The organism is Flavobacterium sp. 102 (assembly GCF_003634615.1).
Lineage (GTDB): Bacteria > Bacteroidota > Bacteroidia > Flavobacteriales > Flavobacteriaceae > Flavobacterium.
Genome location: NZ_RBKX01000001.1, coordinates 3,747,187 through 3,770,821 on the forward strand (window position 1 = coordinate 3,747,187; position 23,635 = coordinate 3,770,821).

Here is a 23,635-nt window from a genome sequence, read left to right on the forward strand (position 1 = left end):
AATGACCAATCCTTAGCCGTTGTTTTTCAGGATTAAATTTAACAAAATCTTAAAATTATTGTAACCATTATAAAGTAATTTAGACCAACTATTTAAATCAATTTTAAACCAACTAACAGCATATGAAATTACATCTTACCCTTCTTTTATTAGTCGGATTGGGATTTTCTTCTTGGGCTCAAGAAAATCTGAATTATCAAAAACCTTCCGCTGAAATTTTGGCTTTAGCCGATTATGATCGCTCGCCTTCAGTCAGTATGGATTCTAAAAAAGAATACATGCTTTTGAGTTACCGAAATACCTATAAAACACTCGACGACCTGAATCAAGAAGAAATGCGTTTGGGTGGTTTAAGAATTAATCCGATTACTAATATCTCAAGCACCGTAACTTACATCAACAATTTGAAGTTGCGAAAAGTAAGCGACAAAGTTGAAACACAAGTTTCAGGTTTACCCCAAAATCCTCGAATCACCAACATTTCTTGGTCACAAAACGAAAAGAAAATTGGGTTTACCAACACGACAAATACCGGCGTTGAACTTTGGGTAATTGATGTCGTTACGGCTTCCGCCAAAAAAGTTACGAATGACAATTTAAATGCCAACTTAGGAAATCCATACAGTTGGATGAAAGACAATGAAACGCTTTTGGTAAAAATGTTGCCAAAAAATCGCGCTGCTTTAATCGACAATAAAAAAGACTTGCCAAAAGGACCGACGGTTTCGACCAGCGATGGTTCAAAATCACAAAACAGAACCTATCAGGATTTATTAAAAAACAAAACAGATGAAGCTAATTTTGACGCCTTAGTAACTTCGGAATTGTATAAAGTATCGTTATCAGGGAAAACAGAACTATTCAAATCGGCTGACATTTATGCCGGAGAAAGCTTCTCGCCTGACGGGAATTATTTGATGATTACGACCATTTTAAAACCTTATTCTTATATCGTTCCGCTGAGTCGTTTTCCACAAAAATCAGTCGTTTATGATCTAACCGGAAGAGAAGTTAAAGTAGTGAACGAAGTTCCATTGAGTGAAGTAATTCCTAAAGGTTTTTCATCGGTTAGAAAAGGAAAAAGAAGCATGAATTGGAGAGCTGACAAGCCGGCAACGCTTTCCTATGTTATCGCTTTAGACGAAGGAGATCAAGCCAAAAAAGTTGATTTCAGAGATGAAATTTTCAATTGGGATGCACCATTTTCGGCCAAACCAAAATCGGTTCTCAAAACCCAACAACGTTTTGCCGGAATCATTTGGGGCAACGAAACAACTGCGATTGCTTATGATGATTGGTATGATACTCGCAACCAAAAAACGTATTTATTCAATCCGTCAAATCCGGCTCAAGCACCAAAAATCATTTGGGATAGAAATTCTCAGGACATTTATTCCGATCCGGGTAATTTTGAAACCAAAAGAAACCAATACAATCGCTATGTGTTGGCCATCGAAAATAACAACACTTACTTAATGGGTGACGGTTTTACCAAAGAAGGACAATTTCCATTTATTGACGAATTCAATCTGGCTACGCTAAAATCTAAACGTTTGTATAAATCTACCTTCAAAGACAAAAAAGAGGATTTACAATCGATTGAAGATTTCAAAAAAGGCGATGTTTTGGTACAAATTCAGTCTAAAAATGACTTTCCGAATTACTATTTCAGAAACATCAAATCGGGAAAACTAACCCAAATCACCAACTTTAAAAACCCTTTTGAAAGCATTAAAAATGTTTACAAAGAAGTGATTAAATACAAAAGAAAAGACGGTGTAGAGCTATCCGGAACTTTGTATTTACCGGCCGGATATGACCGAAATAAAAAAGCGGAGAAATTACCTTTGTTAATTTGGGCTTACCCTGAAGAATTTAAAGACAAAAGCAGCGCTGGCCAAAGCAACAAAAACCCAAATGAGTTTACGTTTCCAAACTACGGCTCGTTTATCTATTGGGTAACCAAAGGTTATGCGGTGTTAGACGACGCTTCTTTCCCAATTATTGGCGAAGGTAAAACGGAACCAAACGACACTTTTATGCCACAATTAATCGCCAATGCAGAAGCAGCGATTGATGCAGTTGATAATCTAGGTTATATCAACCGTAAAAAAGTAGCGATTGGTGGTCATTCTTATGGTGCTTTTATGACGGCTAATTTATTGACACATTCTAATTTATTCGCCTGCGGAATCGCCCGAAGTGGTGCTTACAACAGAACTTTGACCCCTTTTGGTTTCCAAAGTGAGCAAAGAAATTATTGGGATGTACCGGAAATATACAATGGCATGTCGCCGTTTATGAATGCCGATAAGATGAAAACACCATTGTTATTAGTTCATGGTGAAGCCGATAACAATCCGGGCACTTTTACTTTGCAATCTGAGCGTTATTTCCAAGCGTTGAAAAATTTAGGTGCGCCGGTTCGTTTGGTATTACTACCAAAAGAAAGCCATGGTTATGCGGCCAAAGACAATATTCTTCACTTGCTTTGGGAACAAGACCAATTCCTTGAAAAGTATTTGAAAAACTAAAAAAGAAACCCTGAGATTAATCGATTTCAGGGTTTTTTATTTTGAGACAAATGGTCGTTCCGATGGGAATATCAGTTGGATTTTCAAAGAAAATGGTTTCTTCACCTCGCTTAGCTTCCATCAAATAATGACTGCCTTTGTAAAAACTATTGACGATTTCAACTTCTAATTCCGATTTGAGAACCACTTTCAGTTGGTGTGGAAAAATATATTGAATCTTACTATTAACTTCTATTTCATTGACATCTCCAAAAAGTGAACCGATGTATTTACTGGTTGGATTTTGGTATAATTTCTTTGGAGAATCAGCAACAATGATTTTTCCGTTTTGCATCACAATAACTTCATCTGCAAATGACAATACATCCGAGCTGTCGTGTGTGGCAACTATGGTCGTGATTTGTTTGTCTTTTAGATAAGCAAATAACTTTCGGCGCAAACTGTTCTTTCTAAAATTGTCAATATGGCTAAACGGCTCGTCTAACAACAATACTTCGGGTTCAAGCGCCAAAACTCTCGCCAAAGCCACGCGTTGCATTTGTCCACCACTTAAAAATTGGGCTTTACTATTAGCATGCTCCTTCATTTCGACGATTTCCAATAATTCTGCAATGCGTTCTTTTTTCTTATCAGCATAAATGTTCGACAGGTATTTCCCCACGTTTTCAGCAACCGTTATAAAAGGCATTAAGTCAAAATCTTGTGCCAAATATTTCATATAGTCCATCCCTGGAATCAAATGATATTTCGGCCCTAAAACTTCATTTTCGTTCCAATAAACACTTCCTTCATTTAAATCATATAAGCCATAAACGAGTTTGAGCAACGTGCTTTTTCCGCAACCGCTTTCACCAATTACCGCCAAGTTTTTACCTTTTTCTAATTCAAAAGAAAGGGCTTTTAATGTAGGTTTATCTTTATAAGAAAAGGAAATGTTTTGGACTTTCAGCATAGGATTAAGGAATTGGTGCCGATTTTAAATTTAAAAAAGTATGCAATTTTGCCATACTTCGCATTGTTTTTATTGTAAAAATCCTCAACTTTGTTAGGATTATTGTTTATTGACGGAATTAAATAATTTAGTACGCACGATTTTCAAATATACTTTGAAATATGAAATTGAAGTTAATTATTTTTCTAATTCTTGTTTTGGCCGCCTACAAAACAGCCGCTCAGGTGGGAATCAACACAACTTCACCCGAAGCTCAATTGGATATTCGTTCGAGTAATCAAGCTACTCCTACCAATACCGATGGCGTATTAATCCCTAAAATTGACCTATTCCCGGTCACAAATCCAACTGCATTACAACAAGGTATGTTAGTATATCTTACCACTACAGCAACATTTGCAAGTAGTAGTCGAAATCCTGGTTTTTATTATTGGGACAATGCTTCAACAAATTGGATTGGAATTCAAACCAGTGCCGCTGTGGATTGGAGTATTTTGGGAAATGCAGGTACAAATCCGAGCACCCATTTTTTAGGAACAACAGACAATCAAAACATTGTTTTTAAAAGATTTAATACTAGAGCTGGATTTATTGGTGACCCAACTTATGATGGAGGTTTTAATTCCAACAACGGAAACACCTCTTTTGGCGCTAATTCAATGCTTAATCCTACCATTAATTTTGGAACTCAAGCTGGTGTAAGAAATACAGCTTTTGGGGTAAATGTAATGCCTAATTTATCAACAGGAAGATTAAATGTCGGTCTAGGTGAATTTGCTTTATTCTCAAATACTACCGGAATTACAAATACAGCCATTGGTTCGGGAGCATTATTTTCTAATAGTTCGGCCAATAATAATGTGGCTGTCGGAAGAAATGCTTTAACGACCTCTAATAGCGATAATAATACTGCAGTGGGCTTTGCGTCTTTGCGCCAAAATGCCTCAGGAACCAACAACACGGCCTTGGGATATGAAGCTTTACGAAATGTATTGGGTAGCGGAAACGTCGGTATAGGATATCAAGCGGGAAGATTAGAAACCGGAAGCAATAAATTGTACATAGAAAATTCGAATGCTAATGCTTCAAATGCTTTGATTTATGGTGAATTTGACAACAACATACTAAGAACAAACGGAACGCTTCAAGTGGGAAACCCTGCTACAACCGGTTATGCTTTTCCAACCGGACGTGGAACTAATGGTCAATTTTTACAAACAGATGGCGCCGGAGTTACAACTTGGGCCACTGTTCCTGTTAATACTGTCCAACCATATAACACTACCGGAGCAGCCACCGGAATTTATGATGTTTCCTTAACCGAGTACACTGTAAGGGTTTTTGGTGGCGTCTCTGAAGTCAGATTACCGGCTGCCGCTAGCAATATAGGTAAAGTCTTTATAATCATCGGAAGTAATACCATAACAAGTAAAATTTTCTCAACTCTAGGTGGCGGCATCTACGATGATGTATCTGGTACAAATATCACAGTGTTAAATCCAAATACACGATATATGGTGCAAAGTGATGGCACTAATTGGATTGTTATTGGGAATTAAATTATCTTTTAAACTTAAAAAGATAAGAGCGACAGGACTCAAACGTGGAGTGTCGCTCTTACCAACCTAACCAATAAATAAACAATTTTAACTCGGTATATATTTTTCAAATGACTTTGTGTCAATTCGGGCTTTTAAATCGTGTAATAAATTATACAATCCGAAGAACGTTCTGTTGATGTATAAAAAGTGTTTAGAACCTCTATTCCCATTCATTTTTCTGAGTTGGGTATCTTTAGAAAAATCTTCTCCCATTTGGGCAATTTTGCCAAAGAAATCCTCATCGGAAAAATCAAAATAATCACCATGAAACGGTTTGGTAAACAAACTCAACAAATCATGAAATATTTTGGTGAAATATTCAATTTCTTGTTTACTGTCGTCATGACGCAATATTTCTAATTCATATAACTTTTCGTTGAACAATTTTGGATTACCAATAATTTCAGGCTTTGCCAATTCAAAATACGGAACATAAAATTCATCGGGAACATGTTTTATGCAACCAAAATCTATCGCCACCAAATAATTTTCAGCATCTATCAAAAAGTTTCCCGGATGCGGATCGGCATGTACTTGTTTTAAGTAGTGCATTTGGTACATATAAAAATCCCATAACGCCTGACCGATTTTATCACCTTTCACCCTATCTTGATTGTGCGACGTGAATTCTGAAAGGTGTTCGCCATCAATCCATTCCATCGTTAAAATCTTCTCCGAAGAAAACTCAGGATAATATTTTGGGAAACGCAAATTGTCAATTTTACTACACCAATCCGATACTTCTATACTTTGTTTTAATTCCAAAATATAGTCGGTTTCTTCAAGCAATTTGTTTTCAACTTCTTGAAAATATTTATCAGAATCTTTCCCTTTGATATTAAACATTCTAACAGCAAAAGGTTTCACCAACGCCAAATCAGAACTAATACTATCCGCTACTCCTGGATATTGGATTTTCACAGCAAGCTTTTTCCCATCTTTAGTTGCTTTGTGTACCTGACCGATACTCGCCGCATTCATAGCGTCCGGAGTGAAGGAATCATATAATTCTTCGGGATATTTCCCTAAATATTTTTTAAAGGTTTTTCGAACCAATGGCGCTGACAAAGGCGGAACCGAAAATTGTGACAATGAAAACTTATCGACATACGCTTGTGGCATAATGCTTTTGTCCATGCTCAACATTTGAGCGACTTTCAAGGCACTTCCCTTTAAGTTTTTCAATCCATCATAGATGTCTTCGGCATTGCTTTCGTTTAATTTGTCGCGGTTCAATGATGGATTCACTATTTTTTCACCATAATAAGCGACGTAGTTTCCTCCTACTTTGATTCCGGTTTTGACCAATTGACTAGCGCGTTCTATTTTACCCGTTGGTATTTTGTCTAATGTTTTCATTTATTGCATTTTTTCTTTCCATAGAAATTTGCCCAAATCAAACAAACTTTCCAGGGGTTTAGTATCTAACAAATCGACTACTGTATTCACAGATTTCTCAATCAAAACATCGGTTTTCTCGAATCCTTTTGACGTATCATCCATCCAAAATTTCAATATGAATAAGAACTGTAGCCAAGCACCTTCAGAGAAAACAGGTTCGGTTACTTTCGCTACTTTCCCGAATGGCTCTGAAGGTTTTGACTTTATTTTATTTACGATATATTCTTTAAAATGGTTTCTGAAAAGTTTTAAATTTTTCAAATTTTTCAATCCTTCTTTATTTTCTTTGAGTGAAAATAAGACATAACTTCTGTTTAAAGTCAAAACTTCAAACAGCGTAAAACAAAGTGTTAACAATTTATCCTTATCCAAATAGTTTTCAAAGGCTGCCTCTTTTTCAATAGTAGTTACAGCATTATCAAAAAACTTTAACCATATGGTTTGCTTGACAATATCGAGTGACCCAAAGAAGGCATAAAAATCACTTTCTTCAATCTCATGCTTCTTGCAAAAAGCATAAGCATTTCTGGGTTCTTCATTGGTTTCTAAAACATCATTCATGTACAATTCGATTAAGTAATTGTCATCAATTGCGTTTTTCTTTGCCTTAGCGCGTTTTGTTGTTGCCATAGTGTTGATTTTAAAAGCCATGTAAAATTACAACTGTTTAATTATTTAAGAAAATAAGTAAACAAAAAGTTTTGTTAAATGTTGTTCAAAAAAAATGAAAATAAAAAAAGCGTTCACTTGTGATGAACGCTTTTAAATATATTGAAATAATTTTTATTTACCGGCTTCTTTTTGAGCTTCTTGAACCATTTTCTCATTAGCTGTAATGGCAAACTCTACGCGACGGTTTTGACTTCTTCCTTCCGCAGTATCATTAGATGCAATTGGATCAGCAATACCTAAACCTGTAGTGGTAAATCTTGCTGATGACAATCCTTTTCCGGCCAAATAAGTTCTTACTGAAGCAGCTCTTTGCTCAGATAGATTCAAATTATATTCCGGACTTCCGGTAATATCAGTATACCCATAAATTTGGATATTGGTGTCAGGATACTGATTAAATACAGGAACCAATTTATCCAAATTAGCTTTAGCAGCAGCAGTTAAGGTTGATTTATTAGTATCAAAACGCACTGCATTTTCCCCTAAAACCAATCGAATTCCTTCACCAACTCTTTCGACTTGTGCACCGGGCAAAGCGGATTCAATTTCTCTGGCCTGTTTGTCCATTTTGTTACCAATAACTCCACCGGCAACACCTCCGATAACGCCGCCAAGAACAGCACCTAAAGCACCATTTCCGCCTTTTCCAACATTATTTCCTAAAATCCCGCCTAAAACGGCACCGCCAACAGCTCCAATAGCTACACCACGTTGTGAATTACTGGTATTTTTTACCGCTTCACAACTAGTGAAAACCGTTGATAAAATCATTAAACTTCCTAATAAAATTGCGCTATATTTTTTCATGTTTCTTTTAATTTAATTTTTCAAATTGATATACTACATCAGTTAAAGTTCCTCCTACATTGATTTTATCTATCAACTGAAAAGAACTGCCGGTTTGATTGGCTACTCTTAAAACGTAACCTGACTTAACCGTTTTTGCTTTAGATTCATCCAATATTTTCAATACAAATTCACCTTCTTTGTTAATAAACCAAGAGATTGGCGTAGAATAGGCTGTACAACTTGAACTGTTTAAAGCCATATTTCCTTTGTTACTCATAGAAACAAATTTCCAAGTACTTCCGATAAAACATTTGGAATCAGCGAGGTCAAACGAAGTAACTTTAATCACTTCTGAACCGGGATAATACACTGAAGAAACCCTCCATTCTCCTTTAATAGCCATCTGAGATTTTGAATCAATCTTAGTACTAGTAGCAGAATTCGATTTACAAGATAAAATCAAAACCGATAATAAACTTAGTAAAATAATTTTTTTCATCTTATATATATTTATGTTTTGTATTGGCAAATATACGGTCATTTTTGATTACATTTTTACATAATTTCTGATAATGATTGTAGAATTGTTACTACGTCAATTTGTCATAATCAACATAATTGGTATTAGTTTTGACAAGAGTATTTCCAAATTGTTTAATTAAAAAATCTAAATATGACAACAGGAAAAATTAATGTATCAGTAGAAAACATCTTTCCGCTAATCAAGAAGTTTTTATACAGCGACCACGAAATTTTCTTGCGCGAATTAGTATCCAATGCAACGGATGCAACTTTAAAATTAAAACATTTAACCAGTATTGGCGAAGCCAAAGTAGAATATGGCAATCCAATCATTGAAGTAAAAATCGACAAAGAAGGCAAAAAATTACACCTTATCGACCAAGGCTTGGGAATGACAGCCGAAGAAGTGGAAAAGTACATCAACCAAGTCGCTTTCTCCGGAGCTGAAGAGTTTTTGGAAAAATATAAAGACTCTGCCAAAGATTCAGGGATTATTGGTCATTTTGGCTTAGGTTTCTATTCTGCTTTTATGGTAGCCGAAAAAGTAGAAATCATCACCAAATCATTCAAAGACGAACCGGCAGCACATTGGACTTGTGATGGCAGTCCGGAATTTACTTTGGAACCGCATGACAAAACCGACAGAGGAACGGAAATCATCTTACACATCGCCGAGGATTCTCTGGAATTTTTAGAAGAGTATAAAATCAATGAATTGTTGACCAAGTACAATAAATTCATGCCGGTGCCGATTAAATTTGGTACCCGAACTGAAAAAATCGAGCAGAAAAAAGGAGAATCTGTTTCTGAAGAAAACAAAGACAACATCTTTACCGAAGTTGAAGTAGACAATATCATCAACAACCCAAATCCGGCGTGGACAAAGCAACCGGTAGATTTGACTGAGGAAGATTATAAAAATTTCTACCGCGAATTGTATCCAATGCAGTTTGAAGAACCTTTGTTCAATATTCATTTGAATGTAGATTATCCTTTCAACTTAACCGGAATTTTATATTTCCCGAAAATGTCGGCCGATTTGCAAATGCAAAAGGATAAAATCCAATTGTACCAAAATCAGGTTTATGTAACCGATAATGTAGAAGGAATTGTACCTGAATTTTTAGGAATGCTAAAAGGCGTAATCGATTCTCCGGATATTCCGTTGAACGTTTCTCGTTCAGGATTACAAGCTGATAGCAATGTGAAGAAAATTTCAAATTACATTACCCGCAAAGTAGCTGATAAACTAAAAGGTTTGTTTACTGAAAACCGTGAAGATTTCGAGAAAAAATGGAACGATATCAAAATCGTTTTAGAATACGGAATGCTATCGGAACCAAAATTCTATGAAAAATCAGGTGACTTTGTTTTGTATCCAACGGTTGATAACCAATATTATACTTTAGCAGAATTGAAAGAAGCCATCACTGCCAACCAAACCGACAAAAACGGAAAATTAGTGGTTTTGTACACTTCGAACAAAGATGCCCAACACGGTTATATCGAAATCGCTAAAGAAAAAGGTTATGAAGTAATCTTGTTAGATTCACCAATCGTTTCGCATTTGATTCAAAAATTAGAATCTGACAACGAGAACCTAACTTTCACTCGTGTAGATTCTGACCATATCGACAAATTAATTCAAAAGGAAGACACTCAAATTTCGAAATTATCGGAAGATGAATCAACCCAATTGAAAACAGTTTTAGAAGAAATTGTACCAAAAACCAATTATTCTGTTCAACTGGAGCCGTTGGACAGCAACGCAGCACCGTTCATCATCACGCAACCGGAATTTATGCGAAGAATGAAAGAAATGAGTCAAACCGGTGGCGGTGGCATGTTCGGTATGGGCAATTTCCCGGAAATGTATAACTTGGTGGTAAACACCAACTCAGATTTGGCGACAACCATTTTAAATACTTCCGACAAATCGGCTCAAGAAAGTTTGGTAAAACAAGCTTTAGACTTGGCCAAGATTTCTCAAGGTTTACTAAAAGGCGAAGAATTAACGGCTTTTGTGAAGAGAAGTTTTGAGTTGATTAAGTAAAAAGGGATTAGAGATAAGCAATTAGAAACCTGTGAGTGAAAGCTTGCAGGTTTTTTTGTATGTTTGATAATGCTTAAACAATATTCAACATGAAAAAAGCACTAAAAATTATATTTATCACTCTTTTGGTTTTTTATGTTTTAATGAAGATTTTCAATCTTACAGGAGTATTAAATGTATTTACAGTCAATGGAATTTCGAGTGAACCGAATATTAAGGCTAATTCCAGAATTATATCAAGTAACTTTTTCACTCCTAAAGTTGGGGATTTCATAATGCTGAAGCTTAATGATACGCTAACAGTAGTGCATCGTCTTTGTGCCCGGGAAAATGACAAAGTTGAAATCAAAGATGGCATTTTATATGTTAATAATAAAAATTCAGATGAAAAGCTCAGTTTAATGTATCGCTACAAAATGCCTTCGAAAAAGTTTGTAGACAATCAGATATACGGTAGAATTCCATCTCACATTATGATGCAAATGGAGGAAAATGACACTGTTTACGCTTTTCTAAGTGACCAAATTGCAAAAGAATTACATATTGAATCTTCAAGAATTATTCATAAAAAAGGAGTAGCTGACGAACATATCAAAAAAGTACACCACAAGGATTGGAATAAAGATAATTTTGGCCCGATAACAATACCCGTTGGAAAAATCTTTGTTCTTGGCGACAACAGAGACAACGCTGAAGATTCGCGTTATATTGGCTTAATTGACAACTCAAAAATAGTTGGCACTGTAATTTATAAATAATAATAACCATGACACTAAACATAGAAACTCCGGCCCTATTATTCTCAGCAACTTCTTTGATATTGTTGGCTTATACCAATCGGTTTTTGACCATTGCGCAAATTGTGCGCAGTTTGAAAAAACATTATGACGAAGTACATACCAAAAGCATTTTACTGCAAATCAGAAACCTCAACTTGAGACTTTCTTTGATTCGCTATATGCAACTTTTTGGGGTTTTGTGTTTGTTTCTTTCCGTGTTTGCGATGTTGTGTTTGTTTGTTGAATTACAAACGGCAGGGATTTATCTTTTTGCCGCCAGTTTATTGTGTTTATTGACTTCATTGGGTATTTCGTTTTGGGAAATTAGCATCTCGGTTACGGCTTTGCGTTTGCATTTGAGTGATTTGGAAGAAGAAGAGAAAAAAAAGTAAAAAACTTACACTTTATTTTATATCTTTATCGCTATCAAACAGTTACCAACTAAACCAACACCAATGAAACAAAAACTACTATTCCTTTTTTTATTGAGTTTTTCTTTAGTTATTGCTAAGCCTAACAAAACCGTTGATGGTCCGGCGATTGGTTTAAAGATGACAGGAGGTTTTGGAGGCGGTCCATCTTCTATTCAATTTTCTTTTTACATTAAGAACATTGGCACCGAGACCTTAACTAATATATACATAACAGAAGCACCCGGTACATCTCCTATTACATACTACTTCACTCCTATTGCCAGTTTAGCTCCCGGTGAAGAAATTAGTTATCTGTATGGACATAAAGATGCCATGTGTTATGATGTAAGCCAAACCATTGTTCATGCTACAACAACTGGAGGAAGTGAAATAACCGATTTATCTTCAGATCCTTTTCAATATGAAACCGTGAATGGAAACTTTTCTTATGGTTCTTATTATAATGACATCCCTACAAGCAGTTATTATCAGGATTATATCACTGGAGTTTCTCAAAACGGAACCTATTATGATCTAAACAGTAACAATATAGTTGACGTTGGTGATGTTATCAATTATACCTATCTATTTCAGGGATTCGTCAACCCTATTTTTTACGATGACAATGCTATCATTTCAGACATGATTTATTCGTCAGGTCAAGTTTCAGCAACAGGCATTCATTATATTACTCAAGCCGAAATAAATATGGGTTATGTTTATAACTCTTCACATGTAATATACCAATCTCAATGTTGGGGCTCAACTTATCTTGAATTCGAAGATGAATCCGTTTGTTATAGCTGCCCCAATCCTAATAATGCCAATATTATCACTAAGATAAGCAATTTACAACCACATAAAATATCAGGAAATATAAAATTCAATAACAATAATGACAATTGTAATACCGGTATCAATTTACCACAGCGAAGAGTTGACACTTCCGATGGGACTTATAACTATACAACATACACCAACACTAGTGGTGACTATCATATTATAATCCCAAATATGTATGGAAATTATACCACAACGGCTACGACTAATTTAAACCCCAATTTTACTTCTAATCCCATTTCAATAGCAACCACAACTTATAATTCAGGTGTGCCCGTTAATTATAATAACAATGATTTCTGCTTTAGTGCTATTACAGATTTTGCCGATTTAAGTGTTTCAATGCACAATAGTAACGAGGCAATTCCGGGAAATACGGCAGGCTACTACATTAGCTTTTGGAACAATGGCACAACCAATTTGAGCGGGAGCATTCAATTGACTTTTGACGGTGGTAAATTGACTTTTGCCAATGCCACTCCAAGTCAAAACAATGCTACAACAAATACTTTAACATGGAATTACACCAACCTTCAGCCGTTTGAACACCATAACATTCATTTGACTTTAAATGTTCTTACACCACCCACTGTAAACATCAATGATTTATTAAATTTTACTGTAGTCTCTAATCCAATTGTCGGAGATAATACTCCTGCCAATAATACTTTTTCTTGGAATCAAACGGTCAGAAGTTCCTTTGATCCGAATGACAAAACCGTAATCGAAGGCGCTTATATTACTACGGCTGAAGCCAATAATTACTTGACTTACCTGACTCGTTTTCAAAACTCCGGAACTGCTAATGCAACTACTGTAGTTATCAAAGAAACGTTAGATACCGATTTGGATTGGAATACATTTGAACCAATTGCTTCCAGTCATGAAGCCAATATTCAAATCAGAACCGGAAATGACTTGACCTATACCTTTTCCAATATTGATTTACCTTATGAATCCGCAAACGAACCAGCAAGTCATGGATGGATGGTTTACCGAATTAAACCCAAAAGCAATTTTGCCATTGGTGATGTTGCAAGTTCAAAATCTGACATTTATTTTGATTACAACCCGCCAATTATAACCAATACAGTCACAACTCAAATGGTTGCTTTGTCTATTACGGATAATGTTAAAGGCAATTTTGCTTTGTATCCGAATCCAACTTCAAGTTATTTCACCATTGCCATGCAAACCGAAATGAATGCCCAATATCAAATTTTTGACCTCAATGGAAAACACCTGGAAAGCAATACTGTTGTAAGTTTAAAACCAATAGACATCAGTGCTTTTCAAAGCGGATTCTATTTCGTGACTATCAATACTGAATTAGGAAAAGCAACTTATAAATTAGTTAAAAACTAACCTTAAAAAGTCCCGATAACTCGGGATTTTTTATTTATTTACTTAAATACATTTTTCTTCGTGAGTACAACTCATAAAACTGGTCGTCTTTTAGATCATCTATAAACAAAATGCTCTCTCCCGTAGATTTCATTTCTGGCCCAAGTGCTTTATTGACATTCGGGAATTTGCTAAAGGAGAAAACCGGTTGCTTAATCGCATAACCTTTCAATTGAGGATTGAATTTGAAATCGGTGACTTTATTTTCGCCCAACATCACCTTCGTGGCATAATTTACATACGGTTCGCCATAAGCTTTCGCGATAAATGGCACTGTACGCGACGCTCTCGGATTGGCTTCAATGATGTAAACGATATCGTCTTTGATGGCAAATTGGATGTTGATTAAACCAACAGTTCTCAAAGCCAACGCAATTTTCTTCGTATGGTCTTTGATTTGTTGCATTACAAACTCGCCCAAGTTAAACGGTGGCAAGGTTGCATTCGAATCACCTGAGTGAACACCACAAGGTTCGATATGTTCCATGATTCCAATAATGTAGACGTTTTCTCCGTCACAAATCGCATCCGCTTCGGCTTCAATCGCTCCGTCTAAATAATTATCTAGAAGCAGTTTATTTCCGGGAATATTTTTCAATAAATCGATAACGTGTTCTTCCAACTCTTGTTTGTTGATGACAATTTTCATGCCTTGCCCTCCTAAAACATACGAAGGACGAACCAACAACGGGAAATCAAGTACATCCGCTAAAGCTGAGGCTTGATCCGCATTTTCGGCTACGCCAAACTTTGGAAAAGGAATTTTCAACTCGGTCAACAAGTCTGAAAATCTTCCTCTGTCCTCGGCTAAATCTAAAGCATCAAAAGAAGTTCCTAATATTTTGATGCCGTAACGGTCTAATTTTTCGGCTAATTTCAGAGCAGTTTGTCCGCCCAATTGCACGATTACACCTTCCGGTTTTTCATGTCTGATTATATCATAAATGTGTTCCCAAAATACCGGCTCAAAGTATAATTTATCTGCCGTATCAAAATCGGTTGAAACCGTTTCCGGATTACAATTGATCATGATGGTTTCATAACCACATTCTTTAGCAGCTAAAACGCCGTGTACGCAAGAGTAATCAAACTCAATTCCTTGCCCGATTCTGTTTGGTCCTGACCCTAAAACCACGACTTTCTTTTTTGGTGTAACAATGCTTTCGTTGTGAACGTATCTTTCTCCGGTTGCCGTTTGGATTTCGGCTTCGAATGTTGAATAATAATAAGGTGTTAAAGCTTTAAATTCGGCCGCACAAGTGTCAACCAATTTGTAAACCCTTTTCACATTCATATCATCGCGCAATTTGTAAACCTGACTTTCCAAACAGCCCATCATGTGTGCAATTTGGCGGTCACCGCAACCTTTTTGTTTGGCTTCGAGTAATAATTCTTTTGGTAAAGTGTCAACTTTGTAATTGGAGATTTCTCTTTCCAATAAGTATAACTCTTCGTATTGTTTCAAAAACCACATGTCGATTTTAGTGATCTCGTGGATTCTGCTTAGTGGAATTCCCATCGCAATGGCATCATAAATCACGAAAACTCTATCCCAACTTGCGAAAGTCAGTTTCTCGATAATTTGTTCGTAGTTTTTATAGCCTTTTCCGTCAGCTCCGATTCCGTTACGCTTAATTTCTAACGACTGAGTCGCTTTGTGCAACGCTTCTTGGAACGAACGCCCAATGCCCATCACTTCCCCAACCGATTTCATTTGAAGTCCTAACGTTCGGTCTGAGCCTTCGAATTTGTCGAAGTTCCAACGCGGGATTTTTACAATTACGTAATCCAAAGTTGGTTCGAATAAAGCCGAAGTTGATTTGGTGATTTGGTTTTGCAGTTCATTAAGATTGTATCCTAAAGCCAATTTTGTCGCCACTTTCGCAATCGGATAACCGGTTGCTTTTGATGCTAAAGCAGAAGAACGAGAGACACGCGGATTGATTTCAATGGCCACGATATCTTCTTTTTCATCCGGTGAAACGGCGAATTGCACGTTACAACCTCCGGCAAAATTTCCGATAGAACGCATCATCAAAATGGCATAATCTCGCATTCTTTGAAAAGTCGTGTCTGATAATGTCATTGCGGGTGCAACCGTGATTGAATCTCCGGTATGAATTCCCATCGGATCCATATTTTCAATCGAACAGATGATTACTACGTTGTCGTTTTGATCGCGCAGTAATTCTAATTCGTATTCTTTCCAACCGAGTAAAGCCTTGTCAATTAAGACTTCGTGTATGGGTGATGCTTCTAAACCTCGGGTAAGTAAATCGTCAAAATCTTCTTTTTTGTGTACGAATGCCGCTCCGGTTCCACCCAAAGTAAACGATGGACGGATTACCAATGGAAAACCAAATTCTTGTGCAATTTCTTTTCCTTTTAGGAATGAAGTTGCAGTTTTGGCCGGTGCGGTTGGCACATCAATTCTGGCCAACAATTGTTTGAATTGCTCACGGTCTTCGGTAATGTTGATGGCGTTGATATCGACACCGATTAATCGCACACCGAAATCTTGCCAGATGCCTTTTTCGTCGGCTTCCAAACACAAGTTTAACGCGGTTTGTCCGCCCATGGTTGGTAAAACCGCATCAATTTGTGGATGATTTTTTAAAATCTGAATAATCGATTTGGTGGTTAAAGGCAATAGGTAAACATGATCGGCCATGGAAGGATCGGTCATAATCGTGGCCGGATTGGAATTGATTAGGATTACTTCGATTCCTTCTTCTCTAAGTGAACGAGCAGATTGAGAACCGGCGTAATCAAATTCGCAGGCTTGTCCGATAACGATTGGTCCTGAACCAATAATTAAAACCGATTTGATGGAGTTGTCTTTAGGCATTGTAGTTAGATTTTTAGACTTCTTAGATTTTTAGATCGTTAGACTTCTTAGAATGTTAGATTAATTTGTTGTGTTGTATTATGTTGTGTTTTATGCTTAACTAGCCCCGATGGTAGTGAAAATCCTTTTTATTTGCCATACTGAGCGCAGTCGAAGTATAAAAATAAAAAGATTGTAACGAACAGCGGGAAATAGCTCCTAAAAATTATCAATATTTATGAACAGGTTTAAAAAAAAGCCGCTACTAATAAAAGTAACGGCTTGATATTGATTAGTGGCTAATCATTATTTTTTGTGTCTTGGTTCAGAAGATACAGTCAATTTATGTCTTCCTTTTGCTCTACGACGCGCAAGGACTTTTCTTCCATTTGCAGAAGCCATTCTGTCCATAAATCCGTGTTTATTTCTTCTTTTTCTTTTCGATGGTTGAAACGTTCTTTTGCTCATTGCTCTGTATCTTTAAAATCTTGTTTAATTTCTATGGTATATGGCTGTTTTAAAACCGAGTGCAAATATACAAACCTTTTTTTTTCTGGCAAGTAGTTTTATAAAAATATTTTCAAATCCTTTTATTACCTTTGTGCCACTAAAAATTAAAAGACATGTTTCACAGATTTATTAAATTAATTATAGCGGCGTTGATGGTCGTAGCAGGTATTTGGCAATTTACGGAAGGTAATATCGGGAACGGTATTTTCTTGATTTTATTGACCGCCATTCCTATCTTTTTATATTATAAAAACGAATTTATCTTATTGGCTTTCTTAAAGCTGAGAAAACAAGATTTTCCGGGCGCGAAAGTTTGGTTGGACAAAATCAAAAATCCGGAAACGGCTTTGGTGAGAAAACAACAAGGTTATTACAATTACCTTCACGGTTTAATGACATCGCAAACTAATTTGCACCAATCAGAGAAATTCTTCAAGAAAGCGATTGAATTAGGACTGAGTATGGATATGGATTTAGCCGTAGCTAAGTTGAATTTAGCCGGAATCGCCATGTCAAGAAGACGCAAAATGGAAGCTACCGCTTTGTTAAACGAAGCAAAAAAACTGGACAAACAGAATATGCTGAACGATCAGATTAAGATGATGAAAGAGCAAATGAAGAAAATCTAGTGTTCAGTGTTCAGCGATTAGTTGACAGTTATTTCCAGAAATAAAAAAACGTCCTGAAATTCTCGGGACGTTTTTTATATAAATTTTACTGAACACTAAAAACTGAACACTGATCACTCCTTTAATATCCTGCTAACGGAATCTCAATTTCGTATCTTTTCTTATTAGGATTCACCAACTTCTTATCTCTCAACCAAGGATTATGAATTTTAAGAATCTTATAATTGATACCCTGTGAAATGGCAAAACCGGTTAAATCAGTAATGGTACTGTCAACGGCGACTCTTTTTGTTGGAATTGGCGCATACAAATCGCTCTCAAAAATACTGAACCCATATTTTGCTGGCTGTTTCATGATTTCTTTTAAGGCTAAAATCCTAAAAACATAACGTGATGTCTCTTCGGTAAGTGCCAAATCATAATAGTTGCTTACTTTTTGCTCTTCAATTTTTTTGTTGATTCCGGACATTCCTCCATTGTAAGAAGCGGCTGCTAATGTCCAAGAACCAAATTTATCTTTGGCTACCAAAAGATAACGACACGCGGCTTCTGTAGATTTTTCTAAATGGTATCTTTCATCCACCACATCGTTAACTTCCATTCCTTTTTCTTTGGCGGTATCGGGCATAAATTGCCAAACACCACGTGCTCCGGCAGGAGAAACTGCATTGACCAAACCACTTTCGATTACGGCTAAATATTTAAAATCATCCGGCACGCCATATTTGGCTAAAATCGGTTCGATGATAGGAAAAGCGCGATTCGCTCTTTTGATAATTAACGCAGTGGTTGCGTCAAGATTAGCATTGATGAGTAATTCTCTATCTAATCTTTCGCGAACATCTGTTATCTGAAGTGGTGCTTTCTCGCCGGCAAAATCAACTTCCATAGGGAAATACATCGCTGTGCCTTCTCGCAACAGCTTTTCTTTATTGTCGCCCGAAATTCCAAAAACAAGAATTCCTGATAGCAGGACAACGGTTATTACGGATAATAAGGCTTTATTCGTTTTCATAATGAAGGATTTTATTTTTAGTGGTCATTATTGATTCACTAAAAGTGATTTCATGAATTTCATTTTTAATGTTGTAAAACTACAACTATATTATAGTAAAGCTACAAAAAATTGAGCCGCTACACCTTATCTTCTAACATAATTTTAGGCAAATTATCATTGAGCCATCGGTATTTATTCAAAATCATAATGTGGGTTCCGCCTTTTACCGGAATGAAATTTTTAATATTCTTAGGCGGAAAAACTTCATCTGCATCGCCGTGAATGTGAATGACGTCCTGATCAATTTCAATTCGGGTCCAATTGATAATCTGTTCAATAGCCCAATCTAAATAACGTTTGTCACGAACCGCCAAAAACTTTTCATACAAAGCCAATCGTTGTTTGACTATTGAAGAACCAAAAGAAAATTTGACTAAAGATTCAATATTTTCAAATAATTGGGTCGGAATGAGTTTGTAGGCTTTAGTCGATTTTGCTACCTTAAATCTTTTAGGGAATTCCGTATTAGATTTTACACTCGAAATAATTATGACTTTCTGAGGCTTTAAAAACTGCTTCATCTCTTGAACTAAAACCCCACCAAAGGAAACGCCGATTAAAATTGGATTTTCATGCTGCACTTTTTTAGCAATTCTTTCAGCATAAGCACTTAAGCTTTCTCCCTTATTTGGAATTTCCCATTCAAGCAAATGCATTTCAAAAGTGTCTTCGGGCAATTGGATTCGTTCAAAAATGGATGGACTGGCTGCCATGCCTGGCATGAAGTAAACGTGGATTTTAGACATTATTTAACTGTAAACTCGTTAATTATTAGTAAATTTGCATAAAAATAATCCTTTTATTTCACTTGATTATGAACACAACATTAATTTCAGATAAAATGGAAATTAAAGACAACACTTTTGCTCGACAATTTGAAACGTTGGTAGGTGGGAAATTGATTTCTGTTGAATATTCCTTTCAAGAAAAGAAAATATTCCTGACGAGAATTAATACTTTTGACGGCTTTAATGACGAGGAGTTTATCAATGATTTGCTGAAAAACATCATGGAAATTGCTTACGAACGAAAACTAAAAGTGGTTCCGATTTTACCAAAAATCGCACTTTTCTTTAGAAAGAACACTACGTACAGAGATTTATTGCCTCCGGGAATAAAAATCTAACACAAAATAACTTTAACACAAGTCGTCTAGAAAACCAGACGGCTTTTTTTGTGGATTTTATTTATATTTATCGGATGAATACAGAAGACTTCCGCCAAGAGATTGTAACTTTCTTCGAGCAAATCGATAAATATTATGGTTCCAAAACAGAGATAACCGAAGGCTTGTGCACCGACATGGAAACACTCGATGCAAATCTCACTACTTGGAATTTGTCAGAATTTGAATTAATTCGATCAGCCTATCGCAAAAATGGTCAAAAACTGATGATGGAAGGCAGCAATATGTATTATGAAATTTCAGCCGACAGAATTATTAGTTTCCAACAACTCGGGCGACACAAATTTGAGTTCATTGAGCAATACAGCTTTGATGTTTTCAGAATTACCAAAATTAGATTCCAGTATAAATACTAAGATTTTAGGCATAAAATAGCAATTCTTAAGATTGGCTTAATTTTTTGGCATCAAATTTGAATGCACCAAAATTGAAGAATAATATTTCTGAGCAATCCGGAATTCAGGAGGTTATTTTAAGAAACAAAATCATTATTAATTTTCTAAACATTTTTTACAATGAAAAAATATCATTTTTTTTCAGCGGTACTTCTTATGCTTATTTTTGCCGGTTGCAAAGAAGGCTCATATCGAGGAGAAGCCGCTGCAGACTCTACTACTGTTGAATTATCGGACGCAGAAAACTTGACTGATAGTGCAAGGGATTCAGTTACCGTAAATGAAAACTCCGAAAGCTATGCCGAACTCATAGAAAATCCTTTCGAATCACCAAGAACAGCTCCGTTATCCACTTTTTCAATCGATGTTGACAATGCCGCTTACACCAATATCCGTCGATTCATCAACAACGGCCAAGAAGTTCCAAAAGACGCTGTTCGCATCGAAGAAATGGTCAACTTCTTTAAATACCAATATCAGCAACCACAAAGTGAGCATCCGTTTTCTATCAATACGGAATACAGCACGAGTCCATGGAATTCGAAACATAAATTATTAAAAATAGGTTTACAAGGTCGAAATATTCCAACGGATAATTTGCCGGCGTCTAACTTGGTTTTTTTGGTGGATGTTTCCGGTTCGATGAGTGACGAAAACAAATTGCCATTGCTCAAAGAATCGATGAAAGTTTTGGTCAAAGAATTGCGCAGCAAAGACAAAGTTTCGATCGTGGTTTATGCCGGTGCAGCCGGTGTGGTTTTAGAGCCAACTTCCGGTGACGAAAAAGGAAAAATTATGGATGCCTTTGACGATTTAATGGCTGGCGGAAGTACGGCAGGTGGCGAAGGCATAAACTTGGCTTATAAACTGGCGGAGCAAAACTTTATTAAAGAAGGAAATAACAGAGTGATTTTGGCCACTGACGGCGATTTCAATGTTGGCGCTTCTTCAGATGGTGACATGGAAGATTTGATTGAAGAGAAAAGAAAATCGGGTGTTTTTCTAACCGTTTTAGGCTATGGAATGGGCAATTACAAAGACAGTAAAATGGAAATTTTGGCAGACAAAGGCAACGGCAATTATGCTTACATTGATAACATTCAGGAAGCGAATCGCTTTTTAGGGAAAGAATTTAAGGGTTCTATGTTTGCTATTGCTAAAGATGTAAAAATCCAAATCGAATTCAATCCAAAACATGTTCTGGCTTACCGATTGATTGGTTATGAAAACAGAAGATTAAAAGCAGAAGATTTCAAAAACGATGCAATTGATGCCGGTGAATTAGGCAGCGGACACACGGTAACAGCTTTGTATGAAATCATTCCGGTTGGCGTTGACAGCGATTATGTGCCTTCGGATTTGAAATACACCAAAGTTAAGACAGAATCTGATATCAATTATGCTGAGGAATTGGCGACGATTAAATTCCGTTACAAAAAACCGGATGGCGAAAAAAGCATTGAAATGGTTGAGACGATTGCGGACAAAGCAATTGCTTTGGAAAGCACTACTGCCGATTTTAAATTCAGTTCCGCCGTGGCTTGGTTTGGATTGAAACTGAGAGATTCCAAATTGATTTCGAATAAATCCTCTGATGAAATTAAAAGTTTAGCCAAATCCGGTTTGAGAAATGATGATGAAGGTTACAAAGCCGAATTTATCCGATTGGTAGAAGCCGTAAATTAAATTTCAAAAAGAAACCCTGAAAATTAGTTTTCAGGGTTTTTATATTTAAGCTTCAACGTTTAAGAACTCCATTCTAACGCTTCCGTCTTCATCGATTCGAGACAAATTGATTTCGTGTAAAGTATTGACTAATTCAGGATTCCAAGGTGTTTTTACTTTCACATAGTTTTCGGTAAAACCGTGAATGTAGCCTTCTTTGTTTTCGCTTTCGAATAAAACCGTTCGGTTGGTTCCGATTTGGCTTTCATAAAAAGCACGGCGTTTTTTTACTGACAAACCGCGAAGCATTTTACTTCTTTTCGAACGCACATTCGCAGGTACAACGCCATCCATTTCAGCAGCTTCGGTATTGTCTCTTTCTGAATAGGTAAACACGTGCAAATACGAAATATCCAATTCGTTTAAGAAGTTATAAGTTTCCAAAAAATGTTGATCCGTTTCACCCGGAAAACCAACAATCACATCAACACCAATACAAGCATGAGGCATCACTTCGCGGATTTTAGAAACCCTTTCGGTATACACTTCACGCAAATAACGACGTTTCATTTTCTTTAAAATATCATTGCTTCCGCTTTGCAATGGAATGTGAAAATGTGGGACAAATGTTCGGCTTTGGGATACAAATTCTATGGTTTCATTTTTCAACAAATTGGGTTCAATAGAAGAAATCCTGAGTCTTTCAATACCTTCAACATCGTCTAAAGCTTTGACCAAATCAAGAAAAGTATGTTCGTGTTTTTTGTTGCCAAATTCGCCTTTGCCATAGTCACCAATATTGACACCGGTCAAAACAATCTCTTTGATACCTTGTTGTGAAATTTCGAACGCATTTTTTAAGACGTTTTCCAAAGCATCACTACGAGAAATTCCTCTGGCTAACGGAATTGTACAATACGTACATTTATAATCGCAACCGTCTTGTACTTTCAAAAAAGCACGCGTTCTATCGCCTATGGAATAACTGCCGACGTAAAAATCAGCTTCTTCAATTTCGCACGAATGCACTTCGCCCATATCATTTTTGGACAAGTCATTGATATAATCGGTGATTTTGAATTTTTCTGTCGCACCCAAAACCAAATCAACACCATCAACTGCTGCTAATTCTTCAGGTTTCAACTGGGCATAACAACCTACAGCGGCAACGAATGCTTTGTCGTTGAGCTTCATGGCTTTTTTGACAACTTGCTTGAATTGTTTATCAGCATTATCCGTTACCGAACAGGTATTAATCACGTATATATCGGCAACTTCTTCAAAATCGACGCGGTCAAAACCTTCGTCTTGGAAGTTTCTCGCAATGGTAGAAGTTTCGGAAAAATTCAATTTGCACCCCAAAGTATAAAAGGCGACTTTCTTTTTTTGTTCCATAAGATTGCTCA

At 36.4% G+C, this 23,635-nt stretch carries 20 protein-coding genes; 10 read left to right on the forward strand and 10 right to left on the reverse strand.

Going from position 1 to position 23,635, the window contains the following annotated elements; translation table 11 throughout:
- Positions 1-122 precede the first annotated feature (122 nt).
- Entirely contained in the window at positions 123-2,534 is a 2,412-nt protein-coding gene (locus C8C84_RS16635; RefSeq protein ID WP_121314851.1) for a S9 family peptidase, read from the forward strand.
- A 16-nt stretch (positions 2,535-2,550) separates the two neighbouring features.
- Here the strand turns inward: C8C84_RS16635 and C8C84_RS16640 are convergent, their stop codons facing one another.
- Positions 2,551-3,486, reverse strand: a complete 936-nt coding sequence (locus C8C84_RS16640) for an ABC transporter ATP-binding protein (RefSeq protein WP_121314853.1) — start codon at positions 3,484-3,486, stop codon at positions 2,551-2,553.
- Positions 3,487-3,647: 161 nt separating this feature from the next.
- Between C8C84_RS16640 and C8C84_RS16645 the strand changes: the two genes are divergently transcribed.
- Positions 3,648-5,045, forward strand: coding sequence for a hypothetical protein (locus C8C84_RS16645; protein WP_121314855.1), 1,398 nt, complete (start codon positions 3,648-3,650; stop codon positions 5,043-5,045).
- A gap of 87 nt (positions 5,046-5,132) precedes the next feature.
- Here C8C84_RS16645 and C8C84_RS16650 read toward each other — a convergent pair whose 3' ends face one another.
- The 4 genes from C8C84_RS16650 to C8C84_RS16665 form a co-directional block, all read right to left on the reverse strand.
- Positions 5,133-6,446 carry an AarF/ABC1/UbiB kinase family protein gene (locus C8C84_RS16650; RefSeq protein WP_121314856.1) on the reverse strand — a complete coding sequence of 438 codons (1,314 nt, stop codon included), beginning with the start codon at positions 6,444-6,446 and terminating at the stop codon, positions 5,133-5,135.
- Positions 6,447-7,118, reverse strand: a complete 672-nt coding sequence (locus C8C84_RS16655) for a TetR family transcriptional regulator C-terminal domain-containing protein (RefSeq protein WP_121315099.1) — start codon at positions 7,116-7,118, stop codon at positions 6,447-6,449.
- A gap of 153 nt (positions 7,119-7,271) precedes the next feature.
- On the reverse strand, positions 7,272-7,967 hold the full coding sequence (locus tag C8C84_RS16660) for an OmpA family protein (RefSeq protein WP_121314858.1): 696 nt from the start codon (positions 7,965-7,967) through the stop codon (positions 7,272-7,274).
- Positions 7,968-7,974: 7 nt separating this feature from the next.
- The gene (locus C8C84_RS16665; protein ID WP_121314860.1) at positions 7,975-8,448 is read right to left on the reverse strand and encodes a lipocalin family protein; all 474 of its coding nucleotides are present in this window, start codon (positions 8,446-8,448) and stop codon (positions 7,975-7,977) included.
- A 174-nt stretch (positions 8,449-8,622) separates the two neighbouring features.
- Between C8C84_RS16665 and htpG the strand changes: the two genes are divergently transcribed.
- The 4 genes from htpG (at position 8,623) to C8C84_RS16685 (ending at position 13,921) form a co-directional block, all read left to right on the forward strand.
- The gene (gene htpG / locus C8C84_RS16670; protein WP_121314861.1) at positions 8,623-10,524 is read left to right on the forward strand and encodes a molecular chaperone HtpG; all 1,902 of its coding nucleotides are present in this window, start codon (positions 8,623-8,625) and stop codon (positions 10,522-10,524) included.
- Between the two features lie 89 nt (positions 10,525-10,613).
- Complete coding sequence (gene lepB / locus C8C84_RS16675; RefSeq protein WP_121314863.1) at positions 10,614-11,282, forward strand: signal peptidase I; 669 nt, start codon at positions 10,614-10,616, stop codon at positions 11,280-11,282.
- A gap of 8 nt (positions 11,283-11,290) precedes the next feature.
- On the forward strand, positions 11,291-11,695 hold the full coding sequence (locus C8C84_RS16680; RefSeq protein ID WP_121314865.1) for a DUF2721 domain-containing protein: 405 nt from the start codon (positions 11,291-11,293) through the stop codon (positions 11,693-11,695).
- A 63-nt stretch (positions 11,696-11,758) separates the two neighbouring features.
- Positions 11,759-13,921 carry a T9SS type A sorting domain-containing protein gene (locus tag C8C84_RS16685; protein WP_121314867.1) on the forward strand — a complete coding sequence of 721 codons (2,163 nt, stop codon included), beginning with the start codon at positions 11,759-11,761 and terminating at the stop codon, positions 13,919-13,921.
- A gap of 34 nt (positions 13,922-13,955) precedes the next feature.
- On the opposite strand, the gene carB is transcribed toward C8C84_RS16685, so the two are convergent.
- Both carB and rpmH read right to left on the reverse strand, forming a co-directional pair.
- Complete coding sequence (gene carB / locus C8C84_RS16690; protein WP_121314869.1) at positions 13,956-16,808, reverse strand: carbamoyl-phosphate synthase large subunit; 2,853 nt, start codon at positions 16,806-16,808, stop codon at positions 13,956-13,958.
- Between the two features lie 285 nt (positions 16,809-17,093).
- Entirely contained in the window at positions 17,094-17,255 is a 162-nt protein-coding gene (gene rpmH / locus C8C84_RS16695) for a 50S ribosomal protein L34 (protein ID WP_008464848.1), read from the reverse strand.
- 155 nt (positions 17,256-17,410) lie between these two features.
- Between rpmH and C8C84_RS16700 the strand changes: the two genes are divergently transcribed.
- On the forward strand, positions 17,411-17,926 hold the full coding sequence (locus C8C84_RS16700) for a DUF2892 domain-containing protein (RefSeq protein ID WP_121314870.1): 516 nt from the start codon (positions 17,411-17,413) through the stop codon (positions 17,924-17,926).
- Positions 17,927-18,047: 121 nt separating this feature from the next.
- Here the strand turns inward: C8C84_RS16700 and C8C84_RS16705 are convergent, their stop codons facing one another.
- Both C8C84_RS16705 and C8C84_RS16710 read right to left on the reverse strand, forming a co-directional pair.
- On the reverse strand, positions 18,048-18,941 hold the full coding sequence (locus tag C8C84_RS16705) for a lytic transglycosylase domain-containing protein (protein ID WP_121314872.1): 894 nt from the start codon (positions 18,939-18,941) through the stop codon (positions 18,048-18,050).
- A gap of 119 nt (positions 18,942-19,060) precedes the next feature.
- Entirely contained in the window at positions 19,061-19,729 is a 669-nt protein-coding gene (locus tag C8C84_RS16710; protein ID WP_121314874.1) for an alpha/beta hydrolase, read from the reverse strand.
- Between the two features lie 95 nt (positions 19,730-19,824).
- On the opposite strand from C8C84_RS16710, the gene C8C84_RS16715 reads away from it, so the two are divergent.
- The 3 genes from C8C84_RS16715 to C8C84_RS16725 all read left to right on the forward strand — a co-directional run bounded on the left by C8C84_RS16715 (position 19,825) and on the right by C8C84_RS16725 (position 22,250).
- A complete protein-coding gene (locus C8C84_RS16715; protein WP_121315100.1) occupies positions 19,825-20,109 on the forward strand; it encodes a GNAT family N-acetyltransferase in 285 nt (94 codons plus the stop codon).
- A gap of 74 nt (positions 20,110-20,183) precedes the next feature.
- A complete protein-coding gene (locus C8C84_RS16720) occupies positions 20,184-20,525 on the forward strand; it encodes a hypothetical protein (protein ID WP_121314875.1) in 342 nt (113 codons plus the stop codon).
- A 159-nt stretch (positions 20,526-20,684) separates the two neighbouring features.
- Entirely contained in the window at positions 20,685-22,250 is a 1,566-nt protein-coding gene (locus C8C84_RS16725; RefSeq protein ID WP_121314877.1) for a VWA domain-containing protein, read from the forward strand.
- Positions 22,251-22,295: 45 nt separating this feature from the next.
- Here C8C84_RS16725 and mtaB read toward each other — a convergent pair whose 3' ends face one another.
- Entirely contained in the window at positions 22,296-23,624 is a 1,329-nt protein-coding gene (gene mtaB, locus C8C84_RS16730; RefSeq protein ID WP_121314879.1) for a tRNA (N(6)-L-threonylcarbamoyladenosine(37)-C(2))-methylthiotransferase MtaB, read from the reverse strand.
- Positions 23,625-23,635: the final 11 nt, after the last annotated feature.

Excerpts from the sequence above, each read along its gene's own strand:
- htpG (WP_121314861.1), top strand. The coding sequence starts at position 8,623 with ATGACAACAGGAAAAATTAATGTATCAGTAGAAAACATCTTTCCGCTA.
- C8C84_RS16640 (WP_121314853.1), bottom strand. The coding sequence starts at position 3,486 with ATGCTGAAAGTCCAAAACATTTCCTTTTCTTATAAAGATAAACCTACA.
- C8C84_RS16685 (WP_121314867.1), top strand. The coding sequence starts at position 11,759 with ATGAAACAAAAACTACTATTCCTTTTTTTATTGAGTTTTTCTTTAGTT.
- C8C84_RS16655 (WP_121315099.1), bottom strand. The coding sequence starts at position 7,118 with ATGGCAACAACAAAACGCGCTAAGGCAAAGAAAAACGCAATTGATGAC.
- C8C84_RS16700 (WP_121314870.1), top strand. The coding sequence starts at position 17,411 with ATGTTTCACAGATTTATTAAATTAATTATAGCGGCGTTGATGGTCGTA.
- lepB (WP_121314863.1), top strand. The coding sequence starts at position 10,614 with ATGAAAAAAGCACTAAAAATTATATTTATCACTCTTTTGGTTTTTTAT.
- C8C84_RS16705 (WP_121314872.1), bottom strand. The coding sequence starts at position 18,941 with ATGAAAACGAATAAAGCCTTATTATCCGTAATAACCGTTGTCCTGCTA.
- C8C84_RS16725 (WP_121314877.1), top strand. The coding sequence starts at position 20,685 with ATGAAAAAATATCATTTTTTTTCAGCGGTACTTCTTATGCTTATTTTT.
- C8C84_RS16720 (WP_121314875.1), top strand. The coding sequence starts at position 20,184 with ATGAATACAGAAGACTTCCGCCAAGAGATTGTAACTTTCTTCGAGCAA.
- C8C84_RS16665 (WP_121314860.1), bottom strand. The coding sequence starts at position 8,448 with ATGAAAAAAATTATTTTACTAAGTTTATTATCGGTTTTGATTTTATCT.
- rpmH (WP_008464848.1), bottom strand. The coding sequence starts at position 17,255 with ATGAGCAAAAGAACGTTTCAACCATCGAAAAGAAAAAGAAGAAATAAA.
- C8C84_RS16710 (WP_121314874.1), bottom strand. The coding sequence starts at position 19,729 with ATGTCTAAAATCCACGTTTACTTCATGCCAGGCATGGCAGCCAGTCCA.
- C8C84_RS16635 (WP_121314851.1), top strand. The coding sequence starts at position 123 with ATGAAATTACATCTTACCCTTCTTTTATTAGTCGGATTGGGATTTTCT.
- C8C84_RS16715 (WP_121315100.1), top strand. The coding sequence starts at position 19,825 with ATGGAAATTAAAGACAACACTTTTGCTCGACAATTTGAAACGTTGGTA.
- C8C84_RS16660 (WP_121314858.1), bottom strand. The coding sequence starts at position 7,967 with ATGAAAAAATATAGCGCAATTTTATTAGGAAGTTTAATGATTTTATCA.
- carB (WP_121314869.1), bottom strand. The coding sequence starts at position 16,808 with ATGCCTAAAGACAACTCCATCAAATCGGTTTTAATTATTGGTTCAGGA.
- C8C84_RS16645 (WP_121314855.1), top strand. The coding sequence starts at position 3,648 with ATGAAATTGAAGTTAATTATTTTTCTAATTCTTGTTTTGGCCGCCTAC.
- C8C84_RS16650 (WP_121314856.1), bottom strand. The coding sequence starts at position 6,446 with ATGAAAACATTAGACAAAATACCAACGGGTAAAATAGAACGCGCTAGT.
- C8C84_RS16680 (WP_121314865.1), top strand. The coding sequence starts at position 11,291 with ATGACACTAAACATAGAAACTCCGGCCCTATTATTCTCAGCAACTTCT.
- mtaB (WP_121314879.1), bottom strand. The coding sequence starts at position 23,624 with ATGGAACAAAAAAAGAAAGTCGCCTTTTATACTTTGGGGTGCAAATTG.